This is a genomic window from Comamonas terrae (assembly GCF_001544075.1).
In the GTDB taxonomy this organism is placed as follows: domain Bacteria; phylum Pseudomonadota; class Gammaproteobacteria; order Burkholderiales; family Burkholderiaceae_C; genus Comamonas; species Comamonas terrae.
This window is the reverse complement of the sequence record NZ_BCNT01000004.1, coordinates 198,500-224,692: the sequence shown is the minus strand read 5'-3', so window position 1 is coordinate 224,692 and position 26,193 is coordinate 198,500. Positions and strand designations below refer to the sequence as shown.

Annotated in this window: 24 protein-coding genes; 7 read left to right on the top strand and 17 right to left on the bottom strand. The window is 68.5% G+C overall.

Annotated elements, in window-relative coordinates:
• Nucleotides 1-17: 17 nt before the first annotated feature.
• From Cte04_RS07310 to Cte04_RS07290, 5 genes are all read right to left on the bottom strand, one after another.
• A complete protein-coding gene (locus Cte04_RS07310; protein ID WP_066474611.1) occupies nucleotides 18-1,025 on the bottom strand; it encodes a tripartite tricarboxylate transporter substrate-binding protein in 1,008 nt (335 codons plus the stop codon).
• An 85-nt stretch (nucleotides 1,026-1,110) separates the two neighbouring features.
• Nucleotides 1,111-2,442: an amidohydrolase gene (locus Cte04_RS07305; RefSeq protein ID WP_066474601.1), complete on the bottom strand. Its 1,332-nt coding sequence runs from the start codon at nucleotides 2,440-2,442 to the stop codon at nucleotides 1,111-1,113.
• Nucleotides 2,443-2,471: 29 nt separating this feature from the next.
• A complete protein-coding gene (locus tag Cte04_RS07300) occupies nucleotides 2,472-3,236 on the bottom strand; it encodes an SDR family NAD(P)-dependent oxidoreductase (protein ID WP_066474599.1) in 765 nt (254 codons plus the stop codon).
• A 22-nt stretch (nucleotides 3,237-3,258) separates the two neighbouring features.
• Entirely contained in the window at nucleotides 3,259-5,133 is a 1,875-nt protein-coding gene (locus tag Cte04_RS07295; RefSeq protein ID WP_066474593.1) for a feruloyl-CoA synthase, read from the bottom strand.
• Between the two features lie 67 nt (nucleotides 5,134-5,200).
• On the bottom strand, nucleotides 5,201-5,983 hold the full coding sequence (locus Cte04_RS07290; protein WP_066474590.1) for a crotonase/enoyl-CoA hydratase family protein: 783 nt from the start codon (nucleotides 5,981-5,983) through the stop codon (nucleotides 5,201-5,203).
• Between the two features lie 80 nt (nucleotides 5,984-6,063).
• Here Cte04_RS07290 and Cte04_RS07285 point away from each other — a divergent pair, with 80 nt between their 5' ends.
• On the top strand, nucleotides 6,064-6,939 hold the full coding sequence (locus Cte04_RS07285; RefSeq protein WP_066474587.1) for an amidohydrolase family protein: 876 nt from the start codon (nucleotides 6,064-6,066) through the stop codon (nucleotides 6,937-6,939).
• Here the strand turns inward: Cte04_RS07285 and Cte04_RS07280 are convergent.
• The 3 genes from Cte04_RS07280 to Cte04_RS07270 all read right to left on the bottom strand — a co-directional run bounded on the left by Cte04_RS07280 (nucleotide 6,933) and on the right by Cte04_RS07270 (nucleotide 9,291).
• Nucleotides 6,933-7,433 (bottom strand): MarR family winged helix-turn-helix transcriptional regulator, encoded by a 501-nt coding sequence (locus Cte04_RS07280; RefSeq protein WP_066474584.1) that lies wholly within the window; start codon nucleotides 7,431-7,433, stop codon nucleotides 6,933-6,935. The genes Cte04_RS07285 and Cte04_RS07280 overlap by 7 nt on opposite strands.
• A gap of 45 nt (nucleotides 7,434-7,478) precedes the next feature.
• Nucleotides 7,479-8,258 (bottom strand): aspartate/glutamate racemase family protein, encoded by a 780-nt coding sequence (locus Cte04_RS07275; protein ID WP_066474581.1) that lies wholly within the window; start codon nucleotides 8,256-8,258, stop codon nucleotides 7,479-7,481.
• 151 nt (nucleotides 8,259-8,409) lie between these two features.
• Nucleotides 8,410-9,291: an amino acid ABC transporter substrate-binding protein gene (locus Cte04_RS07270; protein ID WP_066474579.1), complete on the bottom strand. Its 882-nt coding sequence runs from the start codon at nucleotides 9,289-9,291 to the stop codon at nucleotides 8,410-8,412.
• 277 nt (nucleotides 9,292-9,568) lie between these two features.
• Between Cte04_RS07270 and Cte04_RS07265 the strand changes: the two genes are divergently transcribed.
• Nucleotides 9,569-10,792, top strand: a complete 1,224-nt coding sequence (locus tag Cte04_RS07265; protein WP_066474577.1) for a D-amino acid dehydrogenase — start codon at nucleotides 9,569-9,571, stop codon at nucleotides 10,790-10,792.
• 158 nt (nucleotides 10,793-10,950) lie between these two features.
• Here the strand turns inward: Cte04_RS07265 and Cte04_RS07260 are convergent, their stop codons facing one another.
• Complete coding sequence (locus tag Cte04_RS07260) at nucleotides 10,951-11,859, bottom strand: LysR substrate-binding domain-containing protein (protein ID WP_066474575.1); 909 nt, start codon at nucleotides 11,857-11,859, stop codon at nucleotides 10,951-10,953.
• Between the two features lie 141 nt (nucleotides 11,860-12,000).
• Complete coding sequence (locus Cte04_RS07255; RefSeq protein ID WP_066474573.1) at nucleotides 12,001-12,564, bottom strand: cob(I)yrinic acid a,c-diamide adenosyltransferase; 564 nt, start codon at nucleotides 12,562-12,564, stop codon at nucleotides 12,001-12,003.
• A gap of 281 nt (nucleotides 12,565-12,845) precedes the next feature.
• On the opposite strand from Cte04_RS07255, the gene Cte04_RS07250 reads away from it, so the two are divergent.
• Nucleotides 12,846-13,205: an EF-hand domain-containing protein gene (locus Cte04_RS07250; protein ID WP_245633315.1), complete on the top strand. Its 360-nt coding sequence runs from the start codon at nucleotides 12,846-12,848 to the stop codon at nucleotides 13,203-13,205.
• 109 nt (nucleotides 13,206-13,314) lie between these two features.
• Here Cte04_RS07250 and Cte04_RS07245 read toward each other — a convergent pair whose 3' ends face one another.
• Entirely contained in the window at nucleotides 13,315-14,283 is a 969-nt protein-coding gene (locus Cte04_RS07245) for a BMP family lipoprotein (protein WP_066474569.1), read from the bottom strand.
• Nucleotides 14,284-14,344: 61 nt separating this feature from the next.
• Nucleotides 14,345-15,346 (bottom strand): Bug family tripartite tricarboxylate transporter substrate binding protein, encoded by a 1,002-nt coding sequence (locus Cte04_RS07240; RefSeq protein WP_066475380.1) that lies wholly within the window; start codon nucleotides 15,344-15,346, stop codon nucleotides 14,345-14,347.
• Nucleotides 15,347-15,629: 283 nt separating this feature from the next.
• Here Cte04_RS07240 and Cte04_RS07235 point away from each other — a divergent pair, with 283 nt between their 5' ends.
• Nucleotides 15,630-17,057: an FAD-binding oxidoreductase gene (locus tag Cte04_RS07235; protein WP_066474567.1), complete on the top strand. Its 1,428-nt coding sequence runs from the start codon at nucleotides 15,630-15,632 to the stop codon at nucleotides 17,055-17,057.
• 68 nt (nucleotides 17,058-17,125) lie between these two features.
• On the opposite strand, the gene Cte04_RS07230 is transcribed toward Cte04_RS07235, so the two are convergent.
• Both Cte04_RS07230 and Cte04_RS07225 read right to left on the bottom strand, forming a co-directional pair.
• Entirely contained in the window at nucleotides 17,126-17,905 is a 780-nt protein-coding gene (locus Cte04_RS07230; protein ID WP_066474556.1) for a class II aldolase/adducin family protein, read from the bottom strand.
• Nucleotides 17,906-18,097: 192 nt separating this feature from the next.
• Nucleotides 18,098-18,997: a LysR family transcriptional regulator gene (locus Cte04_RS07225; RefSeq protein ID WP_066474555.1), complete on the bottom strand. Its 900-nt coding sequence runs from the start codon at nucleotides 18,995-18,997 to the stop codon at nucleotides 18,098-18,100.
• 121 nt (nucleotides 18,998-19,118) lie between these two features.
• Here Cte04_RS07225 and Cte04_RS07220 point away from each other — a divergent pair, with 121 nt between their 5' ends.
• A complete protein-coding gene (locus Cte04_RS07220; RefSeq protein WP_066474554.1) occupies nucleotides 19,119-20,327 on the top strand; it encodes a CaiB/BaiF CoA transferase family protein in 1,209 nt (402 codons plus the stop codon).
• Nucleotides 20,328-20,364: 37 nt separating this feature from the next.
• Nucleotides 20,365-21,375 (top strand): Bug family tripartite tricarboxylate transporter substrate binding protein, encoded by a 1,011-nt coding sequence (locus tag Cte04_RS07215; RefSeq protein ID WP_066474553.1) that lies wholly within the window; start codon nucleotides 20,365-20,367, stop codon nucleotides 21,373-21,375.
• Between the two features lie 74 nt (nucleotides 21,376-21,449).
• Here the strand turns inward: Cte04_RS07215 and Cte04_RS07210 are convergent, their stop codons facing one another.
• Together Cte04_RS07210 and Cte04_RS07205 are read right to left on the bottom strand one after the other, a co-directional pair.
• Complete coding sequence (locus Cte04_RS07210) at nucleotides 21,450-22,751, bottom strand: M20/M25/M40 family metallo-hydrolase (RefSeq protein ID WP_066474552.1); 1,302 nt, start codon at nucleotides 22,749-22,751, stop codon at nucleotides 21,450-21,452.
• A 218-nt stretch (nucleotides 22,752-22,969) separates the two neighbouring features.
• Nucleotides 22,970-24,250, bottom strand: a complete 1,281-nt coding sequence (locus Cte04_RS07205) for an MFS transporter (protein ID WP_066474540.1) — start codon at nucleotides 24,248-24,250, stop codon at nucleotides 22,970-22,972.
• A 77-nt stretch (nucleotides 24,251-24,327) separates the two neighbouring features.
• On the opposite strand from Cte04_RS07205, the gene Cte04_RS07200 reads away from it, so the two are divergent.
• Entirely contained in the window at nucleotides 24,328-25,206 is an 879-nt protein-coding gene (locus tag Cte04_RS07200; protein WP_245633314.1) for an AraC family transcriptional regulator, read from the top strand.
• A 17-nt stretch (nucleotides 25,207-25,223) separates the two neighbouring features.
• On the opposite strand, the gene Cte04_RS07195 is transcribed toward Cte04_RS07200, so the two are convergent.
• Nucleotides 25,224-26,018, bottom strand: a complete 795-nt coding sequence (locus Cte04_RS07195; RefSeq protein ID WP_066474537.1) for a methyltransferase domain-containing protein — start codon at nucleotides 26,016-26,018, stop codon at nucleotides 25,224-25,226.
• Nucleotides 26,019-26,193 lie beyond the last annotated feature (175 nt).

Below are 26,193 nucleotides of genomic sequence, written 5' to 3'. Positions count from 1 at the left end.
ACCGGTGCAGGCGCGGCTCAGGACTCGGCCGTGAAGCCGATCTGCCTGACCAGCGGCCCCCAGCGCTCGAACTCGGCCTTCTGGTCGGCCGCCATCTCCTGCGGCGTGCTGCCGCGCGCCACCAGCCCCACCAGCGCCAGCGAATCGATGACCGACCTGTCCTTGAGCGCGGCCGTGATGGCCGCGTTGGCATGGGCCAGCACGGCCGACGGCACCCGGGCCGGGGCATAGAAGCCGAACCACTCCTCCGACGTCACGTCGGGATAGCCAAGCTCGGCAAACGTGGGCACATCGGGCAGGTAGGGAGAGCGCTTCCTGCCCGACAGGGCCAGCACGCGCACGCGGCCCGCCTTCAGGTATTGCAGATAGTCGCCGCTGGGGTTCACGGCCGCGGCAACCTGGCCGCCCACGAGATCGGTGATGCTGGGCACGGTGCCGCGGTAGGGCACATGGTTGAGCGGCACGCCCGCGCGCAGGCCCAGCAGGGCACCCAGCAGATGCGGCATGGAGCCGGATCCCGGCGTGCCGTAGCTGGCCTTTTCCGGGTTGGCCCTGGCCCAGGCGAGAAAGTCCTTGAGCGTCCTGACCTCGGCCGGCACGGCCGGCCCCACGGCCAGGCCGTGCAGCATGACGGCGCCCATGGACACCGGCGCCGCATCCTCGGCCTTGTAGCCGAGCCGCGGATAGATGTGCGGATAGACCGAGAAGGCCGACACGGGCGCCAGCGCCAGCACCGAGCCGTCGGCGGCCGAGTGCTTCAGCGTCTCCACCGCGATGCGGCCGCCGGCTCCCGGCCGGTTTTCCACATAGCCGGCATTCCTGCTGTAGGCCGTGCCGCCCAGCTTCTCGGCCACGCGGCGCGCCACGCTGTCGCCCGCGCTGCCGGCCGGAAAGCCGTACATGATCTTGACCTGCTCCAGCGCCTGCTGGGCCCCGGCCTCGAGGGGCGCGAACGCGCCCAGGGCTGCCGTGCCGCAGATGGTGCTACCCAGGGTCTGGATGAAGTGGCGGCGTTGCACTGGCATGGATGTCTCCTGGTGGCGGGAAAGGACTTTCAGGCTGCATGCGTGCACCTCGGGAGGGCGATGGCGGGCGCCTGGCTCGGCCTTCTCAGTGCTTCGCTCCCATGGCCGACAGCACCGCCGTCGTCATGGCCCGCACGCCGACCTTGATCGAGGGTTCGGGCACGGGCGCGAAGAACGGCGAGTGGTTGAAGGGCAGCGGCTTGCCGCCGGGCTGCTTCGACGCGGCCACGTCCTTGGGATCGCTCACGCCGACGACAAAGAACATCGAGGGAATGCCGTTCTCGCCCAACACGGAGAAGTCCTCGCTCGCGGTAATGGGCGGCACCTGCACCACATGGTCGGCGCCCAGCTGCGCCTGCAGCGCGGCCACCGTGCGCTGCACCAGCGCGGCATCGTTGACCACGGCGCCGACACCGCCCTCGCCCACATGCAGCTCGGGTTCCGGTGCGCCGGCACTGGCGGCCGATGCCAGCGCCGTCCGGCGTACGCCGTCGATCAGCTTCCGGCGCACCGCGGGATCGTAGCTTCGGATGGTGCCGCTGAGCCTGGCTTCGGCGGGAATGATGTTGCCGACAGTGCCGGCCTGGAACGCACCGATGGTGACCACACCGAATTCGAACGGGTTCTTCTCGCGACTGACCACGGTCTGCACATCGGTCACGAAATGCGCGCCGATGGCAATCGGGTCGATCGTCGCATGCGGTGCCGAGCCATGGCCTCCGCGGCCCTTGAATGTGATTTCCAGGCCGTCGGCGGCCGAGGTCATCGGCCCCGCGCGATAGCCCACGTAGCCGTAGGCCATGGGATCTGTGTGCAGCGCGAAGGCGAAGTCCGGCTTGGGAAAGCGCTTGAAGAGGCCGTCGTCCACCATGGCCTTGGCTCCGCCCACCGACTCCTCCGCCGGCTGGCCGATGAACATCAGCGTGCCATGCCACTGGTCCTTGAGCGCGAGCAGCGCTTGCGCCGTGCCGACCCAGCTGGCCATGTGTATGTCATGGCCGCAGCTGTGGGCCACGAAGGTCTCGCTGCCGTTCCATTGCGCCCTGGCCCGGCTGGCATAGGGCAGGCCGGTCTTCTCCTCCATCGGCAGCGCATCGAGTTCGGTGCGCACCAGCACCGTCGGGCCGCTGCCATTGCGGTAGAGCGCCACCACGCCGGTGCGGCCCACGCCTTCGGTCACCTCGAAGCCCAGCGCCCGCATCTGCGCGGCCAGCGCGGCGGCGGTGCGCGTTTCCTGGAAGCCCAGCTCGGGGTGCGCATGGAGGTCCTGGTAGAGCGCTTCAAGCCGGGGGTATATCTCGTCCACCAGCGGGGCCAGGCGCCCGGATGCGGCCGTCTGCGCAGCAGCAGGTGGCACCAGGGTGCAGGCCGCCCAGGCGGCGCAGGCGACGAGCGTGAGCTTGGAAAGAGCAGGCATGCGGGTCTCCGTTCGTTCGGATTGGCAACTCAGCGCGGAGCCATGCGCAACGCGCCGTCCAGGCGGATCACCTCGCCGTTCAGGTGGCCGTTGGTCACGATGTGGCAGGCGAGCTCGGCAAACTCCTCGGGCCGGCCCAGGCGCGGCGGGAAGGGGATGCTCGCGGCCAGCGACTGCTGCACGGCCTCGGGCAGCTCCTGCATCAGTGGCGTGGCGAACAGGCCGGGCGCGATGGTGCATACGCGTATCGCATGCTGGGCCAGGTCGCGCGCCATGGGCAGCGTCATGCCGGCCAGGCCCGCCTTGGAGGCGCTGTAGGCCTGCTGGCCCACCTGGCCGTCGAAGGCCGCCACCGAGGCCGTGAACAGCATCACGCCGCGCTCCCCGTTGTCGAGAGCCTCCAGCCGGCTGCATGCCGCAGCGAACAGGCGGCTCACGTTGTATGTGCCGATGAGGTTGATGTTCACGACGCGCGCGAAGTCCTCGAGCGGCGCAGCGCTGCCGTCGCGCTGCACGATGCGCTTGGCGCTGCCTATGCCCGCCACGTTCATCAGAATGCGTGCCGGGCCGTGGGCGACCGCGGCCTGCTCCAGCGCGGCGGCCACGCTGGCGGCATCGGTGATGTCGCAGGCGCAGGCCACGCCGCCGATGTCCGCGGCCACCCTGGCGGCCTGTTCGGCATTGCGGTCCAGCACCGCCACACGGGCGCCCAGGCGTGCCAGTGCGCGCGCCGTGGCCTCGCCCAGGCCCGATGCGCCGCCCGTGACCAGTGCGCTCTGTCCTTGAATCTGCATATCTGTCTCCTTGGAATATGGTTCAGGCCTGGGCCAGCAAAATGCCGGGCGCCGTGCCCTCGTGCAGCGCCGCCACCAGCGCCTCGCGGTGCCTGAGCACGGCGCGCTGGTTGAGGGAGCCCTTGTCGGTGATTTCGCCCTTGTCCAGCGAGGGCGGCTCGGCCATCAGCAGCGCCCGCGCCACGCGGCTGGCGCTGCCCGTGGCATCGCGGGCGAGCTGGTTCAGCACGGCCTGGATGCGCTGGCGCACGCCGGCGCTGGCCAGCACCTCGGTCCAGGGCGCATCGGCCGGCAGGCGGCTGGCCTCGCGGCACGCGGCGGCTGCGGGAAACACCAGCGCCCCGATCTCCTTCTGGTTCAGGCCCGTGAGCACCACGTCCTGGATGTAGGGCGCGCCGGCCGCGACGATGCGTGCGCGCAGCGGCCCCACGCTCACGAAAGTGCCCGTGGCGAGCTTGAAGTCCTCGGCGATGCGGCCGTCGAAGGCCAGGCCGCGGTGGATGTCGCTGTCGTCGATCCACTTCACCGCATCGCCGGTGATCAGATAGCCCTCCTCGTCGAAGGCGTCGCGCGTGGCGGCATCGGAGCGCCAGTAGCCGGGCGTCACATTGGGGCCGCGGTAGCGCACCTCGGTCTTGCCGTCCACATCGACGAGCTTGAGCGTCATGCCCGGCACGGGCACGCCGACATGGCCGGCGCGCACCTCGGCGCTGTTGACGAACAGCGCCGACGGCGCCGATTCCGTCATGCCCAGGCCCGTGGCCATGACGATGCGCTGGCCGATGGCAGATTCCTGCGTGGCATGCAGGCTGTCCCACACGGGCTGGGACAGGCCGGCGCCCGAGTAGAAGAACATCTGCAGGCGCGACAGCAGCGTGTCGCGCAGCTGTGCATCGGTCTTCATGGCCTCGGCGATCATCTCGAAGCCCGCAGGCACGTTGAAGTAGACCGTGGGCGCGATCTCGCGCAGATTGCGCAGCGTCTCGCCGATCAGCGCCGCCGTGGGCTTGCCGTCGTCGATGTACAGCGTGCCGCCGTGCATGAGCACGAGGCCGAAGTTGTGGTTGCTGCCGAAGGTGTGGTTCCAGGGCAGCCAGTCCACCAGCACCGGGGGCTCCTGGGCCAGCACCGGCAGCGACAGCGTGATCTGCTGCAGGTTGGCGCACCACATGCGCTGCGTGTTGATCACGGGCTTGGGCAGCTTGGTGGAGCCGCTGGTGAACAGGAACTTGACGATGGTGCCCGGGCCCGTGGCATGCATGGCCGCATCGACCGCGGCGGTGGCCGGCGTGGCGCGCAGGCTGATGAACGGCGTGGTGGCGCGGCCCGCGATCGCGCCCTGCGCCAGCACCACCTCCACATCCGGCGCCACCGTGGCTTCGATGGCCCGTCCATAGCGCGCGCCGTCGGCGGCGAACACCAGGCCCGGCGTGAGCGTATCCAGCGCATGGCGCAGCTTGTCGAAATCCTGGCTCACCGTGGCATAGGCCGGCGACACCGGGCAGTACGGCACGCCCGCATAGATGCAGCCCAGCGCCAGCAGCGCATGCTCGAGCGAATTCTCGCTGAGCACCAGCACGGGCCGCTCGGCCGTCAGGCCGCGGTCGAGCAGGGCCTGGCCGATGCTGCGCGCGGCCTCCAGCGCCTGGCCGTAGCTCACGTGCTGCCAGTCCCCGGTGCGGCCGTCGGCCAGCGCCTCGCGGCGGGCCAGAAAGCTGCGTTCGGGCGCCGCCTCGGCCCAGTGCAGCAGATAGTCCGTCACGCGGCGCGCATACGCGCCCAGGGGCAAATCGGCCGACAGGTAGCGCACGCCCGGCGCCCCATCGCGCAGGCTGACGCGGGTGACGCCGAAAGGCATGGGACGGTAGCGGGACGCATCCGTGGTGGTGTCGCTCATGGGTTTTGTCTCCAATCTGCCGCAGTCGCTTGTGGGCAAGGCGCTGGCAGCTATGTTTTTGGTAGTTTCAGTTCTTGCGGACTTTGGCTGCGCGGCCTTCGAGGAAATCGGCAAGGCGCTGCTTGGCCTCGGGCGCGCTCTGGGCGATGGCGGCCATCATGGCTTCGGTGAACAGGCCCTGGTCGGCCGGCTGCTCGGCAATGCGCGGCAGCGCGTGCATCAGCGCGTAGTTGGTCAGAGGTGCGTTCTGCGCCACGCGCAGTGCCAGCTCCAGCGCCTTGTCGAAGGCCTGGCCCTCGGGCACGAGGTACTGGGCCAGGCCCACGCGCTCGCCTTCCTGCGCGTCGTAGACGCGGCCGGTGAGCATCATGTCCGTCATGCGCGCCACGCCGATGAGCTTGGGAATGCGCACCGCGCCGCCGCCGCCCACGAAGATGCCGCGCGAGCCTTCGGGCAGCGCGTAGAAGGTGGAGGCATCGGCCACGCGGATATGGCAGGCGCTGGCCAGCTCCAGCCCGCCGCCCACCACGGCGCCGTGCAGCGCGGCGATCACGGGCACGGGGCCGTATTGCACGCGGTCCAGCGCCGCATGCCACATGCGCGAGTGGTGCAGGCCCTGGCCCGCGTCGCGCTCCTGCAATTCGGACAGGTCCAGGCCGGCGCAGAAATGCGGGCCCTCGCCGTCGATGACGGCCGCGCGCACGCTGGCGGGCATCTGCTCGAAGAGATCGCGCAGCGCCAGGATCAGGCCGTCGCTCAGGGCATTGCGCTTGGCGGTGCGCGCCAGGCGGACCACGGCGACTTCGGAGTGGTCGCCGCGCAGTTCGAAATGGATGTCTTGGTAGTTCATACAGGCTTTCTCGATGAGCGAATTTTGATTATTATTTATAACCAATTTCACCGGGACTTACCCGAACCAAGGAGCGCTGCATGGACCACGAGAACCTGATTGCCATCGACATCCACACCCATGCCGAAGTCAGTTGCTGGAACCCGTTCGACAACTATGGCGAGGAATACGACCGCGCGGCCGACAAGTACTTCAAGAACGGCCGCCGCCCCACCATCGCCGAGACCGTGGCCTATTACCGCGAGCAGAAGATCGGCCTGGTCATGTTCACGGTGGACAGCGAGTCCCAGCTGGGCCGCCGCCGCATTCCCAACGAGGAGATCGCCGAGGCCGCGCGCGCCAACAGCGACATGATGGTGGCCTTCGCCAGCATCGACCCGCACAAGGGAAAGATGGGCGCGCGCGAGGCGCGCCGCCTGATCGAGCAGGAAGGCATCAAGGGCTTCAAGTTCCACCCCACGGTGCAAGGCTACCACCCCTACGACCGCATGGCCTGGCCCATCTACGAAGTGATTGCCGAGCACAAGCTGCCGGCCATCTTCCACACCGGGCACAGCGGCATCGGCAGCGGCATGCGCTGCGGCGGCGGCCTGCGGCTGGAATACAGCAACCCCATGCACCTGGACGATGTGGCCATCGACTTTCCCGACATGCAGATCGTCATGGCCCATCCGAGCTTTCCGTGGCAGGACGAGGCCCTGAGCGTGGCCACGCACAAGCCCAATGTCTGGATCGACCTGTCGGGCTGGAGCCCCAAGTATTTCCCCAAGCAGCTGGTCCAGTACGCCAACACCCTGCTGAAGGACCGCGTGCTGTTCGGCAGCGACTACCCGCTGATCACGCCCGAACGCTGGATGAAGGACTTCCAGGAGGCGGGCTTCAAGCCCGAGGTCATGCCCGGCATCCTCAAGGGCAACGCGGTGCGGCTGCTGGGCTTCGGGACCCGGCCTCAGTAGATCTTCTGCAGCAGCCGGATCAGTGTCTTGCGCTCGGCGTCCGTCAGGCGCGAGGTGGCCTCCACCTCCAGCTGCGCGACGGTCTGTTCGGCCTCCTGCATCAGCTCGGTGCCGGCGGCCGTCAGGTGTATGCCCATGGCCCGGCCGTCGCTGGGATGGGGCAAGCGCTTGATCAGGCCCCGGCGCTCCAGCGCGGCGATCAGGCCCACGAGGTTGGGCGGCAGCACGCCCAGCGTGGCGCACAGCTGGCGCGAGGTGATGCCGGGGTTGTGCCCCACCAGGGACAGCATGGAGAACTCCACCACCTTGAGGTCGTAGGCGCTCATGCGCTGCATGAAGACTTCGATGATGGACAGCGCCGCCCGGCGGGCGTTGTAGCCGACCAGGGTGCGCAGGAAAGACGAATCCACCGGTTCGGTCGCGCCATCCTGTGCGGCGGCAGCGCGGGCCGTGGTTCTGGGGCCGGACTTGGGGGAGTTGGCAGAGCGGGGCATGCAGCGATTGTGCCCCCGCCAGAGCCTGCCGCCGCGCTGCCGTGGCTATGCGGCGTGCTCGGATTCCTGGGCTTGCAGTCCATAGGCGTCGCGTGCCAGAGCCATCGCCAGCAGCCAGGCCGGATCGATCAGCTGCGTGCCCAGCGCCTGCGGTGCCTGCGGCAGCGCCAGCGGGATCTCGGTGCAGCCCATGATCACGGGCACGTTGCCGTGGCGCTGCAGCAGCGGAACCAATACGGCGCCGAAGCATTGCGTGGCCAGCGCCATGTCACCCTGCTTGACGCCTTCGTAGATGCCCCGCATGAGCTGCGTACGGCCTGCCGCATCGGGCAGCAGGGGTGCGATGCCATGGCGGGCCAGCGCGGCGTCGTAGAGCCCGCTGTCGTAGGTTCCCTGCGTAGCCAGCACGATGGCCTGGCGCGCGCCGGCGGCCTGCAGATGGGCCGCGGTCTGCCGCGCGATGTGCAGCACATGCAGCTGCGGAAACAGCGCCTGCAGCTGCCCATGCCAGGCATGCGCGGTGTTGCAGGCCAGCGCCACGCTGCGCACGCCCAGGGCGGCAAGGCGGCCCATGCCCTGCAACAGGTGCGGTGCCGGCCCCAGGGGCGACTGCGGGTCGCCGCGCAGCGCCTGCGTGCGGTCGGGCATGGGCAGCTGCACCAGCCAGTGCTCGGGATAGGCCTGGTCGTGCACGGGCCGCCCCTGCTCATGCAGCTGCCGGGTGCAGGCCTGCACGAACAGCCGCACGAAATCGGCGCCCGCCGCAGGCCCCATGCCGCCAAGAATGCCCACGGCGTGCGGGGGCTGCCGTTTCACTTCCGTCATTTCGCTATCTCTGTCATTCCAAGCACCGCGCATGAAACCGGCGCGCCCCAAGCGAGGGACACCGAGGAAGGGCCTAAGCCGGCCGCGCCGCCCCGCACCGAGGGTGTCGTCCCCCTTCAGGGGGAAGGCGCGAAGCGCCACAGGGGGTATTTCAAAAAGCCGGCTTGTCGCTGAGCTCCTGCAGGTTGCGCTGCAGCTGCTCGCTCATGGCCAGGCCCAGCGCCGCGCCCTTGGGCGGGATCGGCTGCATGAACCACCTGTCGTAGAGCCTGGCGAAAGCGCCCGACTTCATCATGTCGCCGATCACGCCGTCGACCAGCTGCTTGAACTGCGGATCGTCCTTGCGCAGCATGCAGGCATAGGGCTCCACCTGCAGCGGCTGGGCCACGACCTGGAAGTCCTGCGGATTCTTGGCGTTGGCGATCAGGCCGTAGAGCAGGATGTCGTCCATGCCGAAAGCCGCGGCGCGGTCGTTCTCGACGAGCAGGAAACCGTCGGCATGGTCCTTGGCCATGACGATGTTCAGGCCCCAGTTCTGCTCGGCATTGGCCTTGCGCAGCACCTGCAGATTGGTCGTGCCCGTGGTGATGGCCACGGTCTTGCCCTTGAGGTCGGCATAGTCCCGGATGCCCGAACTCTTCTTCACCAGCAGCCGCGTGCCGGTGTAGAAATGGTTGATGGCAAAGCCCACTTCCTTGGCGCGCACCGTGTTGTTGGTCGTCGATCCGCACTCCAGGTCGATGGTGCCGTTGGCCAGCAGCGGTATGCGGTTCTGCGAGGTCACGGCCTGCCACATGACCTTGAGGTCGGGCTTGTTCAGCGCTTTCTTCACGGCCTCGGCCACGGCCTGCGAGATCTCCACCGTCATGCCGATGGGCTTGCCGTTTTCCAGGTAGCTGAAGGGTACGGAGGACTCGCGGTAGGCCAGCGTGATGCGTCCGCTGTCGCGCACCTTGGCCAGGGTATCGGCCTGGGCGACTGCCAAGCTGCCCAGGCCCATGGCCGCGCACAGCAGCCGGATGTGAAGTTTCATGCCTTGTCTCCTCATCGTTGGTGGATGTGGGGGCTAGTGTAGGAACAGCCGGCGCGAAGCGGTGATGACAATATCGGGCTGGTCCATGCCTTGTATTTATGGATGGCGAGGCATTCAACGGGGAAGGATCTCGGCCGGATTTCCCTCGCGATGTATTCCATCCGCCGTTCCGTGCAGGCAGAAAATCCATAACCTGAGCGCATACCCCATGCAGCAAAAACCATGGCTGGCCGGGCCGGCGCGGGCCTACAGTGCGACAGCTATGGAACAACGATCAATGCATGTCTGTGTCGTGGGCGCCGGCATCGCCGGCCTGGCCACGGCCTATGTGCTGCAGCGCGCCGGCCACCGCATCACGCTGATTGAGCGCGCGCCGGATGCGGCAGCCGGCGCCAGCGGCGGCAACGGCGCACAGCTGAGCTACTCCTATGTGCAGCCGCTGGCCGATCCCGGCATCTGGAAGATGCTGCCCAAGCTGCTGCTGGCAAAGGATTCGCCGCTGGCCTTCAGGCTGCGCGCCGATCCCCGGCAATGGGCCTGGGGGCTGCGCTTTCTCGCAGCCTGCAATGCGCAGGCCTCCGCGGCCGGCACGCGCGCGCTGCTGGCGCTGGCCGCAGAAAGCCGCCAGGCCTTCGAAGAGATGCAGGTGCAGGAAGCGCTGGCCTGCGACCTGCACACGCCGGGCAAGCTGGTGCTCTATCCCACGCAACAGGGACTGGATGCCGCTGCCCGCCAGGTGGCGCTGCAGGCACAGCTGGGCGGCGCGCGGCAGCGCATCGTCGATGCGGCCGAAGTGGCGCGCATAGAGCCGGCCCTGGCCGGATATGCGCCGCGCATCGCCGGCGCGGTCTACACGCCAAGCGAGAGCGCGGCCGACTGCCACCAGCTCTGCGAGCAGCTCGCGGCGCGGCTGGCCGCGCGCGGTGCCGACCTGCGCTTCGGTACCGCATTGCGGGGCTTCGAGCGACAGGGCGATGCCATCACCGGCCTGCGAACGGCAGCGGGGCCACTGCACGCCGACCATTACGTTCTGGCCAGCGGCTGGGAAAGCGCGCTCCATGCGCGCGAGCTCGGCCTGCGCATTCCCGTCTACCCGCTCAAGGGCTACAGCATCACGGCCGACATTCCGGCCCACTTGCCGCATGCGGCGCCACGCGTGAGCGTGACCGACACGGCGCGCAAGGTGGTCTTTGCGCGCCTGGGCGAGCGCCTGCGCGTGGCGGGCATGGTGGAAATCGTGGGACCCGACACGCGCATCGATGCGCGCCGCATCGACAGCCTGCGCCGCTCCACCCGCGAGGTGTTCGCCCAACTGCCGCTGGACGGCGCGCTCCGTCCCTGGAGCGGCATGCGCCCCGCCACGCCCACGGGCCTGCCCATCACGGGCCGCCAGCGCGGCGGCCCACGCAACCTGTGGCTGCAGACCGGCCACGGCGCGCTCGGCCTGACGCTGGCCTTCGGCTCGGCGCAGCGGCTCGCGGCGCAAATGCGGCAAGCCTGACAGCGCCTCCAACAGGAAAGAGGCGTAAACAGCCTCTTTGCCAGGCTTCTCGTCACTCGCAGCGCTCAAACGGACACGGCCCAACCCAGAGACACCGAGCAAGGGCCGCCCCGCAGCGAGGGTGTCGTCCCCCTTCCAGGGGGAAGGCGCGCAGCGCCTCAGGGGGATACCAACAACTCTTTCAACGCCTTGCGCATCTCCTGCGTCATGGCGCGCGCGAGCACCGAGTTCGGGCGCTGGCCCAGGCGCAGCGCATTCACGCCCACCGCGATCTGCGGCAGCAGCGGCACGACATGGACCTTGCGCCTATCGGCGGCCAGGGCCGTGCAGCCGTCCACGATGGCCGCACCCAGCCCGTATTCGGCCATGGACAGCGCGGCGTGATAGGTCTGCACCGTCACCACGGGCGACAGGCCCACGCCGTGCTCGCGGCAGGCCTGGCCTATGCGCATGCCCAGGGGGTCGCGCGCATCGAGCGCGACCAGCGGCAGCGCGGCCAGGTCCTGCAGCGCCATGCCGGCCTGTCGCACGCGCGAAGGCGGCAGCAGCCCCTTGGGCAGCACGCAGAACATGTCCACCTCGGCCAGCAGCTCATGCTCCAGCACGGGCTGGCCCACGGAGCTGATGACAAAGCCCACATCGGCCTCCTGCAACAGCAGGCCGGAGACCACCTGGGGCGTGTGCAAGGCCTGCACATGCACCTGGACCTGCGGATGGCGGCGCCGAAAGCCGGCCACGGCGCGCGGCAGCACTTCGCGGCTGAGCGCGAACACGGTGAGCACCGTGATGCGGTCGGCCGCCTGGCCGTGGCGCAGATTGGCCGCCAGGCGCTGCACCTCGTCGAGCTGCTCGAACAGCTTCTCGATATGCGGGAACAGCGCCTGGGCCTCGTTGGTCGGCGTCAGCCGTCCGCGCGTGCGCTGGAACAGCGCAAAGCCCAGCTGCAGCTCCGCATGCTGCAACGTGCGGCTGACGGCCGGCTGCGTGATGTTGATGAGCCGCGCGGCCGCGCTGACGCTGCCGGTCTGCATGACCGCGTTGAAGACCTCGATATGCCGCAAGCGCATGCATTTTTCCTTGTCAGTCCGTCCATGGCGCTGCGCATGAACAGGCATGCCACAAGCCGGAAACACCGAGCAAGGGCCGCCCCGCAGCGAGGGTCTCGTCCCCCTCCCGCGAAGCGAGAGAGGGGGAAGCGGCGCAGCCGCTCAGGGTGTGCCTTTCATCAGCCTCTCGCTCTTCCAGTACACGTCGTCGCCGCCATCCATGCGGTTGAGCACGCGCGCCAGCACGAACAGCAGGTCCGACAGGCGGTTCAGGTACTGGCGCGGCGCACTGCGCATGGCCTCGCCCTGCTGCAGGGCCACCACGCTGCGCTCGGCGCGGCGCGCCACGGTACGACAGACATGGGCCTGGGCCGCGGCGCGCGTGCCCGCAGGCAGGATGAATTCCAGCAGCCGCGGCAGGCCGGCGTTGTAGCGCGCCAGGGCCTGGTCCAGCTGCAGCAGCGCATCGTCCTTGAGCAGCTCGTAGCCGGGCATGGACAGCTCGCCGCCCAGGTTGAAGAGCTGATGCTGCACATCGACCAGCAGCTCGCGCACATCCTGGGGCAGCGGCTCGCACAGCAGCAGGCCGATGTGGGAGTTGAGCTCGTCCACATCGCCCATGGCATGCGGGCGGCCGCTGTTCTTGGAAACGCGGGTGTTGTCGCCCAGGCCGGTCGTTCCGTCGTCGCCGGTGCGGGTCGCGATTTGCGTGAGGCGGTTGCCCATGGTGTATTCCTTGCGTATTGCTCTGCACCCGATTGTGATCGGACACGAACGCCTTGCGCAGGCAGCGGTTACAACTCGCAGGCAAATGTAGTCCAGGGCAACAGCCGGCAAAAAAGCTGGCCCGCACAGGGCGCCTGCGCTGCAATACGGGCCTGTGTTTGACTAGCGAAGGAATGAACCGGCATGAAAAATGACACCCCCCGCTCCCCACTGCCGTGTGGTCGCTGCCCCTCCGGGAGGGGTGCTTTTCATCTTGGGACGGCCCGGCGATGAAAAAGACCATGCTCAACTGCAATATCTCGTCGTTCGAGGTGCTCAGCGTGGTGCTGTTCTCTGCCCTCACCTTTGGATCGACCGGAGCCGTGCTGGCCCAGAATGCCGCCCATCAGAGCCATGAGCGCGCACAGCTGGTGGCGTCCGGCGCCGCCACGGGCGTGCAGCATGCGCCGGCGCCAGGCGCCGCCGGCAACAGCGCCCTGACCGCCTTCCAGCGCGCCGATGCCAACCGCGACGGCCAGCTCAGCGCCGAAGAGGCGCGGCAGCTGCCGGCGGTCTCGCAACGCTTCGAGGAGATGGATGCCGACGGGAACGGCCAGCTTTCGCTGGCCGAGTTCAACAAGGGCGTACAGAAGGCGCCCTGAGGCGCCATGCGCCGTGCGCCGTGCGCCGTGCAGGGAGCATGCGGCCGGCCCGCACCCCCTTGGCGCAAAGCCAGGTTCCACGGGCCCTTGCGTACCGACTGAAACCGCCTCAGGCAGCCAGGGCCGCTTCGCCGGCCGGCAGGGGAAATTCCGGCCCCGTATAGACGGAACGTATATCCACCTCCCCGCGCAGCAGGCGCTGCGCCCATTCATCGACCGCCACACGGGCTTGCGCATCGATGCGCGGGCCCAGGTCCAGACGGACCAGGGACGGCTCCTCCAGACCGAAGCTGCGATATCCGCCCAGCGGCAGATCGCCCCGCGCATGGTCGCCGATGGCACGCAAGACGGCCTCGCCGGAATCGCAGATGGCCGAGGCAATGAAGACCCCGGGATCGCGCTGCACCCAGGGCAGCACATTGCCGATCTGCGCCACGCCATGGCGCCGGCAGGCCTCCGTCACGCCGGGACGGCCGCCGTCGATCATCGCGAACAGCACATCCACGCCGGTCTGTCGGGCCATGTCCTCCACGCAGGCCCGGGCCCATTGCGGGCGGTGCTGGTGGCCGCAGAACTGGGTCACGAAATCCCCGCCAAAGCCGGCCGCCGACAAACCATGGGCGAAGGCCGCGCGCCCGCGCAGGCCCGGAGGCACCTTCTCGCCCGAAAAATGCCCGGCCACGCCGCTGCGGCTGACGCTGGCGGCCAGCACGCCGGCCAGAAAGGCCGATTGCTCCTGCAGCACCTCGTAGCGCGCGATATTGGCCGCCACCAGGCTGCCCTGCGTGATCGCAAAGACCTGCTGCGGATGCCGCGCAGCGAGAATGTCCACGGGTCCGTCGCCCTGGCCGCCGTGCGCCACGACCAGGTCGTAGGCGCCCGTGCAAAGGGGCTGCATTTCATCGGCGCGGTCCCGGGCCGACTGCGCGGCCACCCAGTGCACGTCCACGGCATGGCCGGCGGCCTGCGCGCGGCGGGCGCCCAGCAGGCCGGATTCGTTGAAGCTGCCCTGTCCTTCGGGGCCGAACAGCACGACGGCATAGCGTGCCTGCCGGGGCGAAATGCGATGGTTGCTCATTGCTTGACTCGAGTACTTCTCAACGGTTGTCTTGTTCATTTCCGCAAGCGTTTCCACACGCTTACAGGGTCGCGCCGGTGCGCCTGGCCACGGCGGCCCAGGTGCTGGCCTGTGCAGCGACCAAGCGCGTGAAGCCCGCGGCATCCATGTCCTGCGTCACAAAGCCCTGGGCCTCCAGGGCCTGGGCGACCTCGGGCCGGCGGCAGACCTGGCGCACGGCCTCGGTAATCCTTTGCGCATGCTCGCGGGCAATGCCCGCCGGTGCCGAGATGCCTACATAGTTCTCGGAAACCAGCTGCCCGAACCCGAGTTCGGCCACGCTGGGTGTCTGCGGGGACTGGGGCACGCGGCGCGCCGACGTCACGGCCAGCAGCTTGACCCGCCCCTGCTTTTGCAGCGCGATGTTCTGGGGCAGCGCATCGATGGCGATCTTGATCTGGCCGCCCAGCAGATCGGCCCGCATCGGGCCCGCGCCGCGATACGGCACATGCTCCATGCGCAGGCCCAGTTCCTGCGCGAACTGCTCGCCCACCAGATGCCCCACCGATGCGGCTCCACCGCTGCCGAAGGGCACGGGACTGTCGCTGGCGCGTATCCAGGCGGCCAGTTCGCGGATGTTGCCGGCCGGCACCGAAGGGTGCAGCGCGAATACCGTGGGCACCGCGCCGACATAGGCCAGATGCTCGAAGCTGGCCAGCGGGTCGTAGCTGCGCTTTTCGAGCAGCGACGGCGCGATCGACAGCGCGGCGGAATTCGAGACCAGCAGCGTGTAGCCGTCATTGGGACTTTGCGCCACCAGCTGCGCACCGATGGACGAGCCCGCACCGGGCTTGTTGTCGATGACCACGGACTGGCCCAGCTGCTCGCTGAGCAGCGGCGCGATCAGGCGCGCCACGATGTCGCTGGAGCCGCCCGGAGGAAAGGTCACCACCAGCCGTATGGGCCTAGCCGGCCAGGCCGCCGGTGCCGCGGCCAGCGCGCACGGGCCGGTGGCTCCCAGCAGCGGCATGGCGGCCACGCCGCCCCCCATGCGTAGCAGCGCCCTGCGGCTGATGTCGGCCATTCCCAGTTCCCTTTCTTCTTTCTGCATGAGCCGGCGCGGCGGCATGCTCCCTGCATGCCGGCGGCCGTTTCAGCGCAATGTAAAAGCAAGGCAGGCAAAAACTAAACGGTTATTTTTCATTTGCTATCTGCGAAGAAATCTATGGCTGGCGCGGCTTTGCACCCGATCGGGTGGGCCTTGCGTGCGCGGCGCAGGCGAGCGCGCGCATCGCCGATGGGCACTGCCCGCAGGGCCGCTGCCGCAGGTGCCGGTGGTATTCTTTGAAGTTCCCTGGAGAGACCCGATGAACGCCCCTGTTGCCACCTCCCTGCTGCATCCCGAATTCGTGCAGCGTCCCGTTCCCGAAGCCTTTGTGCAAGCGCTGGCGGCGCGCTTTGGCAGCCAGTGCTCCACGGCCCTGGCCGTGCGCGAGCAGCATGGCCGCGACGAGGGCGCGATCGCCGCGCCGCCGCCGGCTGCCGTGGTGTTTGCCGAAAGCACGCAGGACGTGCAGGATGCCGTGCGGCTGTGCGCCCGACATGGCGTGCCGGTGATCCCGTATGGCGCAGGCTCCTCGCTCGAAGGCCATCTGCTGGCCGTGGAAGGCGGCATCAGCATCGACGTGAGCCGCATGAACCGCATCCTCTCGGTGAACACCGAGGACCTCACGGTGACCGTGCAGCCCGGCATCACGCGCAAGCAGCTCAACGACGCGATCAAGGACACGGGCTTCTTCTTCCCCATCGATCCGGGCGCCGATGCCTCGATAGGCGGCATGGCCTCCACGCGCGCCAGCGGCACCAATGCCGTGCGCTACGGCACCATGCGCGAGAACGTGCTGTCGCTGGAAGTGGTGACGGCCAGCGGCGAGGTGATCCGCACCGGCAACCGCGCCAAGAAAAGCGCGGCCGGCTACGACCTCACGCGCCTGATGGTGGGCAGCGAGGGCACGCTGGGCATCTTCACGGAGATCACGGTGCGCCTGTATCCGCTGCCCGAGGCCGTGTCGGCCGCGGTCTGCTCGTTCCCGAGCATCGAGGCCGCCGTGCGCACGGTGATCCAGACCATCCAGGTCGGCGTGCCGATCGCGCGCGTGGAACTGATCGACGTGAACTCGGTGCGCATGGTCAATGCCTACAGCAAGCTCGAGCTGCGCGAGGAGCCCATGCTGCTCATGGAGTTCCACGGCTCGCCCACGGGCGTGAAGGAACAGGCCGAGATGGTGCAGGAGATCGCGGGCGAATTCGGCGGCAATGCCTTCGAATGGGCCGAACGCCCCGAGGACCGCACGCGCCTGTTCACGGCCCGCCACAACGCCTATTTCGCGGCCGTCGCCAGCCGCCCCGGTTGCCGCTGCATCACCACCGATGCCTGCGTGCCCATCAGCCGCCTGGCCGATGCGCTGCTGGACTGCGTGACCGAGGCCGATGCCAGCGGCATCCCCTACTTCCTCGTCGGCCACGTGGGCGACGGCAACTTCCACTTCGGCTACCTGATCGACCCCGACAGCGAGGACGAGCGCACGCGCGCCGAGCAGCTCAACAGCCAGCTCGTGCAGCGCGCCATCGCGCTGGGGGGCACCTGCACGGGCGAGCATGGCGTGGGCATCCACAAGCAGGGTTTTCTGCGCGAGGAGGCCGGCGACGGCGCCGTGCAGATGATGCGCGCCATCAAGCAGGCGCTGGACCCGCGCAACATCCTCAATCCCGGCAAGATCTTCGCGCTGCAGTAAACGCTGCGTGGTCCATCCGCCAAGCAAAAAGGGCCTGGAATCCAGGCCCTTTTTTTCTGCGTGCGTGGTCAGCGGCGGTAGCCGGGATCGGTGCGGTCCAGCCTTCTGAGCAGCGCCGGCCAGACGAACTGGCCGCCCAGGCCGCCGGTCTGCACCTTCATGGCCTCGGCCACGCCCTGCACGATGCGCGGATCGACCTCGGTGAGCTCGCCACCGGCCTGCGCATCGATCTGGATCTTGCAGGCCGCCTCGAAGGTGTACATGGCCAGGAAGGCATCGGCGATCGTGGGTCCGCAGGTCAGCAACCCGTGGTTGCGCAGCATGAGAAAGTTGGCAGCCCCCAGATCGGCCTGCAGGCGCGGCTTCTCGTCGGGGCGGAAGGCCACCCCTTCATAGTCGTGATAGGCCAGCGAGGCCAGCACGAAGGTGCTCTGCTGGCTGATGGGCAGCACCCCGTTCTTCTGCGCGCTCACGGCCACGCCGGCGCGCGTATGCGTGTGCAGCACGCACTGCACGTCCTCGCGCGCCTCGTGCACGGCGCTGTGGATGACGAAGCCCGCGGGATTGACCGGAAACGGCGAGTCCATGAGCTTGTTGCACTGCATGTCCACCTTGACCAGCGACGAGGCCGTGATCTCGTCGAACATCAGCCCGTAGGGGTTGATGAGGAAGTGATGCTCGGGCCCGGGCAGGCGCGCGCTGATGTGGGTGAAGACCAGGTCGCTCCAGCCATACTGGGCCACCAGCCGGTAGCAGGCGGCCAGATCGACGCGCAGCTGCCACTCCTCGGGGCTGACCAGATGCTGCACGCTGGGAAGGTCGGCCGAGGCCGGCAGGGGTTGGCTCATGGGTGTCTCCTGTGGTGTTTGCCGTAATGCTGGCACTGTAGCCAGCCGCGCGCATCGGGACTGTTCGGCAGATGACAGCGCTCTACCTGAAAAGTGAGCTGCCAGCGCCCGACCATGGACGATTGCAGGCTCTTTCCAACGTGAGATGTCCGACAGGAAAGCGCCACAAGCTCCTGTTTTCGGAGTGCCATGTCAGGCGGCATCCTCCAGCGCCCGCGTGTGCACGAAGTCGATCAACGTCCGGATGGCGCGGGTCTGGAAACGCGTGGGCATGTACAGCAGATACTTGTGCGTGGCCAGGAAGTCCAGGCTGCCGGCCGGCAGCACCAGCTCCTGCAGCGCACCCGAGGCAATGGATTCGCTGACCATGTAGTCGGGCACGATGCCCATGCCCAGCCCCTGCAGCAGCGCCTCGCGCAGGAAGTGGAAATTGGGCGAGACCAGGCGCATGGGCAGCGCCGCATCGCCCTTGGCCAGCGGCTGCAGGCCGGCCATGCGCAGCTTCTGCTCGGTCAGGCCCGAGGCGATCAACGGCCGGCGCAGCAGCTCCTGCAGCGTCTGCGGCCGGCCCCACTGCGCAACGCAGGCGGGCGTGGCGCAGGCCACGTACTGCACCGGCCCCAGGTGCCGCGCGACCAAGTGCTCGGGCGGGTCGTTCATCACGCGCACAGCGCAGTCCACGCGGCCTTCCATCAGGTCCTCGACGGTGTTGTCGAAGATCACCTCCAGCGCAATGCCGGGATAGCGCCGCATGAAGTCGGTCAGCCAGCCGGCCATGGCCAGCTGGCCGTAGCCGTTGGGCACGCTCAGGCGCACGCGGCCCTGCAGCGCCTGGCCCAGCGCGGCCACCGATTCGTCGGCGGCCTGCAGCTCGTGGCGGATGCTGCGGCCGTGCTCGTACAGGCGCCGGCCCAGCTCCGTGGGTTCGATCTGGCGCGTGGTGCGCCGCAGCAGCTGCTGGCCCAGCTCGCGCTCGAACTGGCTCAGGCGGTGGCTCACGTTGGCGCGGCTCATGCCCAGGCGGGCCGCGGCCCGGCTCAGGTTGCCGGCATCGATGATCTCCACCAGCAGGCCCAATGCATTCACATCCATTGTCAAATCTCTGTCAACATACATTTCAATTATCAGCACAATTGTCAAATTAATTAAACATATCGACAATCAGCGCCTGGATATTGCTGCCGCCGTTCCCCAGGCGGCAAGACAGGCAGGCATGAACAACTCCTCTCCCCTCCAACCGCTGTCCGGCATCCGCGTGCTGGACCTGTCCCGCGTGCTGGCCGGCCCCATGTGCGCCATGGCGCTGGCCGACTTCGGCGCCGACGTGATCAAGGTCGAGCATCCGGCGCGCGGCGACGACACGCGCGACTGGGGCGTGCGCGTGGGCTCGCGCAACACCTCCTACTTCAACAGCGCCAACCGCAACAAGCGCTCCATCACGCTGGACCTGCAGTCCGAGGCCGGCCTGCAACTGGCCCGCGAGCTGGCCGCGCAATGCGACGTGGTGGTGCAGAACTTCAAGGTGGGCGGCGCCGAGAAGCTGGGCCTGGGCTACGAGCAGCTCTCGGCCCTGAACCCGCGCCTGGTGTACTGCTCCATCTCGGGCTACGGCCGCGGCGGCAGCGAGGCGCAGCGCCCCGGCTACGACCTCGTGGTGCAGGGCGAGTCCGGCATCATGGCCATGAACGGCGAGGCCGGCCAGGGCCCGCTGAAGTTCGGCGTCGCGGCCGTGGACATGTTCACCGGCATGTATTCGGCCCAGGCCATCCTGGCGGCGCTGCTGGAGCGCGAGCGCACCGGCAGGGGCCGCCATGTGCAGATGGCGCTGTACGACTGCGGCCTGATGATCACCAGCTACTACGGCATGGAGGCGCTGCTCAAGGACGGCGATCCGCCCAAGTTCGGCAACGCCCATCCGTCCATCGTGCCCTACGGCGTGTTCGAGGCGGCCGACGGACCGCTGGTCATCACCGTGGGCAACAACGGCCAGTTCGCGCGCTTTTGCTCCGAGGTGATAGCCAGGCCCGAATGGGCGGCGGACGAACGCTTTGCGACCAATGTGGCGCGCTCGGCCCACCGCGCCGAACTGATGCCGCTGATCGAGGCCGAACTGCGCCGGCGCACGCGCGCCGAGCTGCTGGAGAAGCTGCGCGCCGCGCAGATTCCCTGCGGCGAAGTGTTCGGACTGCTGGAGGCGCTGACCTCCGAGCGCACGCGCGAAGCCGGCCTGCTGCACCACTTCGACGACAGCGAAGCCGGCCCCCTGTCCGTGCTCGCGCCGCCCTACGCCATGGACGGCCAGCGCCTGCCCGTGCGCCGCCCGCCTCCGCATCTGGGCCAGCACACCGACGAGGTGCTGGGCGAGCTGCTGGGCCTGGCGCCCGGGGCCGTGGCCGCGCTGCGCGCCCGGCAGGTGGTCTGACCGCACCGTTTTCATCATCAGCTTTCAGGAGACAACCATGCAAAGCAATTTCCCCCGCACCTCCCGCATGTCCCGCCGCACCGCGCTGGCGGCCTGCTGCGCCAGCCTCGCCGCCGGCCTCCTGCCCCCGGCCCAGGCGGCCGGCCCGTGGCCGGACAAGCTGGTCAAGATGGTCGTGGCCTTCCCGCCCGGCGGCCCCACCGATACCGCGGCCCGCCTGGTGGCCCAAAGCCTGTCCGAGCGCCTGGGGCAGAACGTGATCATCGAGAACCGCGCGGGCGCTTCGGGATCGATCGGCACGGCCAGCTTCATCAAGTCGGCCCCCGACGGCTACACGCTGTCCATGTTCGGCATGCCGGCGCTGCTCGCGCCCGTGCTGTTCAAGAACAATCTGTACGACGTGCGCAAGGACTTCCTGCCCGTGGCCACGGTGTACGACCTGCCGATGGCCATCATCGTCAATCCGCGCGTGCTGCCCGACGTGAAGGACCTGCCCGGCCTGATCGCCCATGCCAAGAAGGCCCAGCCCTCGCTGAACTACACCAGCTCGGGCACCGGCAGCTTCGGCCACCTGTCGATGGAGCAGCTCAAGGACCTGGGCGGCTTCGACATGCAGCACGTGGCCTACCGCGGCAGCGCGCCCGCGGTGACCGACCTGATCGGCGGCCAGATTCCCGTGATGTTTGCCGACGTGGTGGCCGCGCTGCCGCATATCCAGGCCGGCAAGCTGCGCGCGATCGCGGTGAGCTCCAACCAGGCCAAGCAGTTGCTGCCCGGCGTGAAATCGGTGGCCGAGCAGGGCTTCCCGGGCTTTGACGCCGACACCTGGGGCGGCCTCGTGGCTCCGCTGGGTACGCCGCAGGCCGTGGTGGACCGCCTGAACAAGGAACTGAAGGTGGTGCTGGCCGATCCGGCGCTGCAACAGAAGATGCTGGCCGCCGGCGCCATTGCCCGCTACCAGGACAGCGCCGCGATGAAGGCACGCCTGGCCGGCGACTTCGCGCGCTGGAGCAAGATCGCCAACGACAAGGGCATCAGCGCCCAGTAGGCCGCGCGCCCCCGCAGCAGCAAAAAAGGCTTGCCCCAGGGCAAGCCTTTTTTGCCGGAGCCGCTCGGGCAGCCTTACTTCACCTGCCCGCGCGACAGGTCCTCGATCATGCGCACGGCCAGGTACAGGCGCGGCGCGATGGTGTTGACCTGCACGTATTCGGCATCGTTGGAGTGGGCGCCATAGCCGCTGAGGCCGAAGCCTTCGATCACCGCGCCCTTGGCCTTGAGGGCCGCAAAGGCCGCATCGGTGCCCCCGCCCGTGGCCTTGTCCATGACCTTCATGGGCAGCTTCAGTTCGTCGCCGTAAATGCCTTGCGCATGCCGGGCCAGCTTGCGCGCGGCCTCGCTGGCCTCCAGCGGCGGGCGGCGCACCTCGAACTTGAGCTCCACCTTGCTGGCTTCGAGCAGCTTGTGGCCCACCTTGTCGTGCATGGCTTTCTCCAGCGCCGTGAAGTCGGCCACGCGCAGCGCGCGCGCATCGGCCTGGGCCGTGGCCTCGGCGGGGATCACGTTGCGGTTGGTGCCGGCCTTGGCCACGGTCCAGTTGAGCTTGAGTCCCTGCTCGGGCCGGGACAGGTCCTTGAGCTGCAGCAGCTGGTGCGACAGCTCGTAGAGCGCATTCACGCCGTCCTCGGGCTTGGCGCCCGCATGCGAGGCCTTGCCCTTGACCTGGAGGTAGGCCGCGCCGATGCCGCTGGTGGCCAGGCGCAGGCTGCCGTCGGTGCCGCCGCCCTCGAACGAGAACACGGCGTCCTGCTCGGCGCCCAGGCGCGTGATGGTGCTGCGCGCGCCGGGCGAGCTGATTTCCTCGTCGCCGTTGATCAGCACCGTGAGTGTGCCGTAGTCGTCGAAACCGCGCTTCTTCAGCAGCTCCACCGTGTGCAGGATCAGGGCCACACCCTGCTTGTCGTCGGCAATGCCCAGGCCGTAGGCCTTGTCACCGTCGATGCGAAACGGCTGGTCCTTGAGCATGCCGGGCAGGTAGACCGTGTCCATGTGGGCGATCAGCATGATGCGGCTCGTGCCCTTGCCCTTGAATTCGGCATGCACCATGGGGCCGACCTGTTCGGGCGTGTCATCCAGGCGGTATACGTCGGTGGGCTGTATCACCTCCACCTTGCCGCCCTGCGCGCGCAGCTTGCCGGCCACGTAGTCGGCAATCTTCTTCACGCCCTCCACGTCCTTGCTGCCGGACTCGATGTGCACCAGGTCGCGCAAGGTGTCGAGCAGCGGCTGCTGCTCCTTCTGCGCCAGCTCCAGCACGGGCGCCTGCGGTGCGGCCTGGGCCGTGCCCAGCAGCAGGGCCAGGGCCAGCGGGGAAATGCGAAACAGGGCGGCGGCTGCATGGGCCGCGCGGCGGGGGGTGCCAACCATGGCGTGTCTCCTCTGGATTGCGGGCGGCCGCGCACATGCCGGTGGGCATGGAGCGGCAAAGCCCCGAAAACGGGCCAGCTTAGCAGCGCACCGCCCATGCCGGCGCCAGAACGAGACAGGGGAAAACACGCACACGCCATGGCCGGAGCGCCGCCGGCAGCCGAAAAAAAGCCCCCGGAATCCCTTCCGGAGGCATTGCGGCCGGCAGCTGCCGCGCCTTAACCCGCAGCCAGCGCAGCGCGGCTTTTCTTGCTCACGCCGTCGCCCACGATGACGGCGGATACCACGCTGAGCACCAGAGCGATGGCGGAGCCGTAGAACACGCTGTTGTGCATCTGATGGTCGAGCATCCAGCCGAACACCGGCGCTGCCAGGCAAAAGCCCAGATCCAGACCCGAGTAGACCGTGCCGTAGACGCGGCCCGTGGCGCCGGGCGGCGCGGCGCGCTTGATCAGCATGTCGCGCGAAGGTCCGGCCAGACCCGTGCCGAGGCCGGCGATGGACGCCACGGCCACGGCCGCCATGCCCGGCAGCCAGCCCGTGCCGACGATGAACAGCAAAATGCCCGAGCCCATCATGCAGATGGAAATCACCTTCTCCAGCCGCTGCACGCGTCCCACCAGGAAGCCGCCGACCAGCATGCCCGCGGCCCCGCACAGCATGTAGCCCGTGACGATGAGCGCCGTCACGCTCAGCGGCAGCCCGTACATGGCCTGCATGGCGGGGCTGGCAAAGCTCTGGATGGCGCTGAGCGCGCAGGTGCTCCAGAAAAAGAACGAGAAGCACAGCCACACCGAAGGCAGCTTCATGAAGGCCATCGGATGCTCCCTGGGCACCGCCGCGGCATGACTGTCGGGCCTGGCCGCGGGCGCGCCGGCGGTCTGGGCGCGATCGTCCAGCGCATCGCGGTTGAGCACCATGATGGCCAGCACCACGGCCGCCCAGAGCGCGCCGCAGAAGCAGGCCGTGCGCCACGAGCCCGTGGCCGAGGTGATGCCGGCCATGAACACCGGCGCGAGCGCCCAGCCGATATTGCCCGACAGGCCATGCACCGAGAAAGCATGGCCTATGCGCTGCTGCGAGACCCGCTTGTTGAGGATGGTGAAGTCCACGGGGTGGAACGGCGCATTGCCCAGGCCTGCAAAAAAGGCCGCGGCCAGCAGCATGGCGTAGCCCTGCGCCGTGCTGGCGATGAGGCCGGCCACGACAAAGCTGCCGAGCGCCGAGAACAGGATGGGCCGCGCGCCGAAGCGGTCCACCGCAAAGCCGGCCAGCGCCTGCCCCGTGCCCGAGACCACGAAGAACAGCGACACCAGCACGCTGAGCTCGGCATAGCTGTAGCCGAAGTCCTTGATCAGCCAGGGAAACAGCGGCGGCAGCAGCAGGTGGAAAAAGTGCGAGGAGCCATGGGCCAGGCCGATCAGCCCGATGGTGCGCGCATCGCTGCGCAACGTATCGGGAGCAGCAGGAGACGAAGTGGTGGAAGCGGGGCGGTTCATGGATCGCATCTTAGGCAGTGCTTCCACGTCTTGTATGCGATAGTCTGCCAATTGCTGTTGCAAACATGCCAAGCACCATGCCCATCGAACCGCTGCGCGCAGGCAAGGCCTCCAGCTACGTGGAGTCGCTCACGCCCCATCTCTTCGTGCCTACGGCCCGGCGCCCCGTACGGGCCAAATGCCGCTGGCTGGAAGTGGACACCCAGGTCGTTCCCCACCGCCATCCCTGGGCACAGCTGGCCATCTCCACCACCGGAACCATACGCCTGACGGTGGCGCAGGGCACTTTCATCGTGCCGCCGTCACGTGCGCTATGGGTGCCGCCGGGCGTGGAGCATGCAGTGACCATGGTGGAGAGCGCCGACTTGCGCACCCTGTATTTCCACCAGCCCGAAGGGCGCTGCGGTCCCGACGTGCCGCGCGCGCACGAGGCCGCCTGGCGCCAGTGCCGCGTGCTCAATGCCTCGGACCTGCTGCGCGCCGTGGCGCGGGAACTGTCCACCGAGCCCGACGACGGTGCGCCGCTGTGCAGCGCGGACCTTGCACGCGAAAGCCATCTGAGCGCCCTGCTGCTGGACGAGCTGCGCCGCGCCAGCGCCGTGCCGCTGGGCGTGAACCTGCCCCAGGACAAGCGCCTGCGTCTGCTGTGCGAGGCCGTGCTGGCCGATCCGACCCGCCATCTGACGCTCCAGGACTGGGCACGCGACACAGGTGCCAGTCCGCGCACGGTCGCCCGCCTGTTCCGCCAGGAACTCGAATGCACCTTCACCCACTGGCGCCAGCAGGTGGTGCTGGCCCATGCCACCAGCCTGGCCGCGCGCAACTGGCCCATACAGCGCATTGCCGCCGAGCTCGACTACAGCCCCAGTGCCTTCAGTGCCATGGTGCGCCGCACCGTGGGCATGCCGCCCGCCCGCTTTTTCGGCCTGCACAGCGGGACGCCACCGGACGCCTAGAACCGCCCCCGACCGCGTCAGAAACGGCCGTCCCTGGGGCGGCCCGGCCCGGGTTCCTGCAGGGCCTCCTCCGGACCGCCCAGCGGCATCGCATACACCCAGGCACGGTGGCGCCCCGCGCCGGGCAGCTCGAAACTGGGCTCCACGCCGGGCAGGGGAAAGTCAAGGCTTACCAGCCAGCTGCCGGGCTGCATTTCGGTGGCGGCCTTGACCGCCGCGCGGCCCATGCTTTCGGGCCGCTGGAACAGATACACGAGCTGGTAGCCGCTCCAGTCCGCCAGCCAGATATCCGCGCGTCGCACGCGTGCCCAGGGGCAGCGCAGCGCGCACAGCCAGCGCAGCGGCCAGCTCCATTCCAGGCCGTGGAGCCGGGCCTGCGGCAAGGCCCTGCGCAAGGCCTTGAGCCCGTCACCCAGGCCGCAGCCCGCGTCGAGCACCGCCGAACCCGGCGGCAGCGCGATCTTCTCGGCCAGGCCGTCCAGCGCATCCAGCGGGGTGGGAAAGAGCGGTGCATCGCGCCATGCGTTGAGCGGATAGACCAGCAGCAGCAATGCCAGCGGCAGCAGCCAGGCCCAGCCCGGCAGCATGCTGGCCGACAGCGCGACAAAGGACAGCGGAAAACCGCCCGCGATCATCAGCCGGCGCCACCAGGTAGAGCCCCGGAGGCTGGCCAGGCAGCCCAGGCTCCCGGCCAGCAGAAAAGCCAGCCACCAGGGCAGGAATTTGCTGCACAGCGCATACGCCGTCCAAGCGGCAGCCCAGGTCAGCAAGGCCGGCAAGGGCCAGAAGGTCATGGCGGATAAACGGAGCATGGTGGGCGATGGTGCCCTAAAAACAAAATGTAATGTTCTGAAACAAAACCCGTTGAAACTATTAATTCCCCGAATCTCATTGATATTCAAATCGCCCATTTAAGCCCATCCGGTATTTGCGCCGTGGCGAACTGCGTGGAAAATCGGGCACCTCTCCATACGATCTGCACAGAAT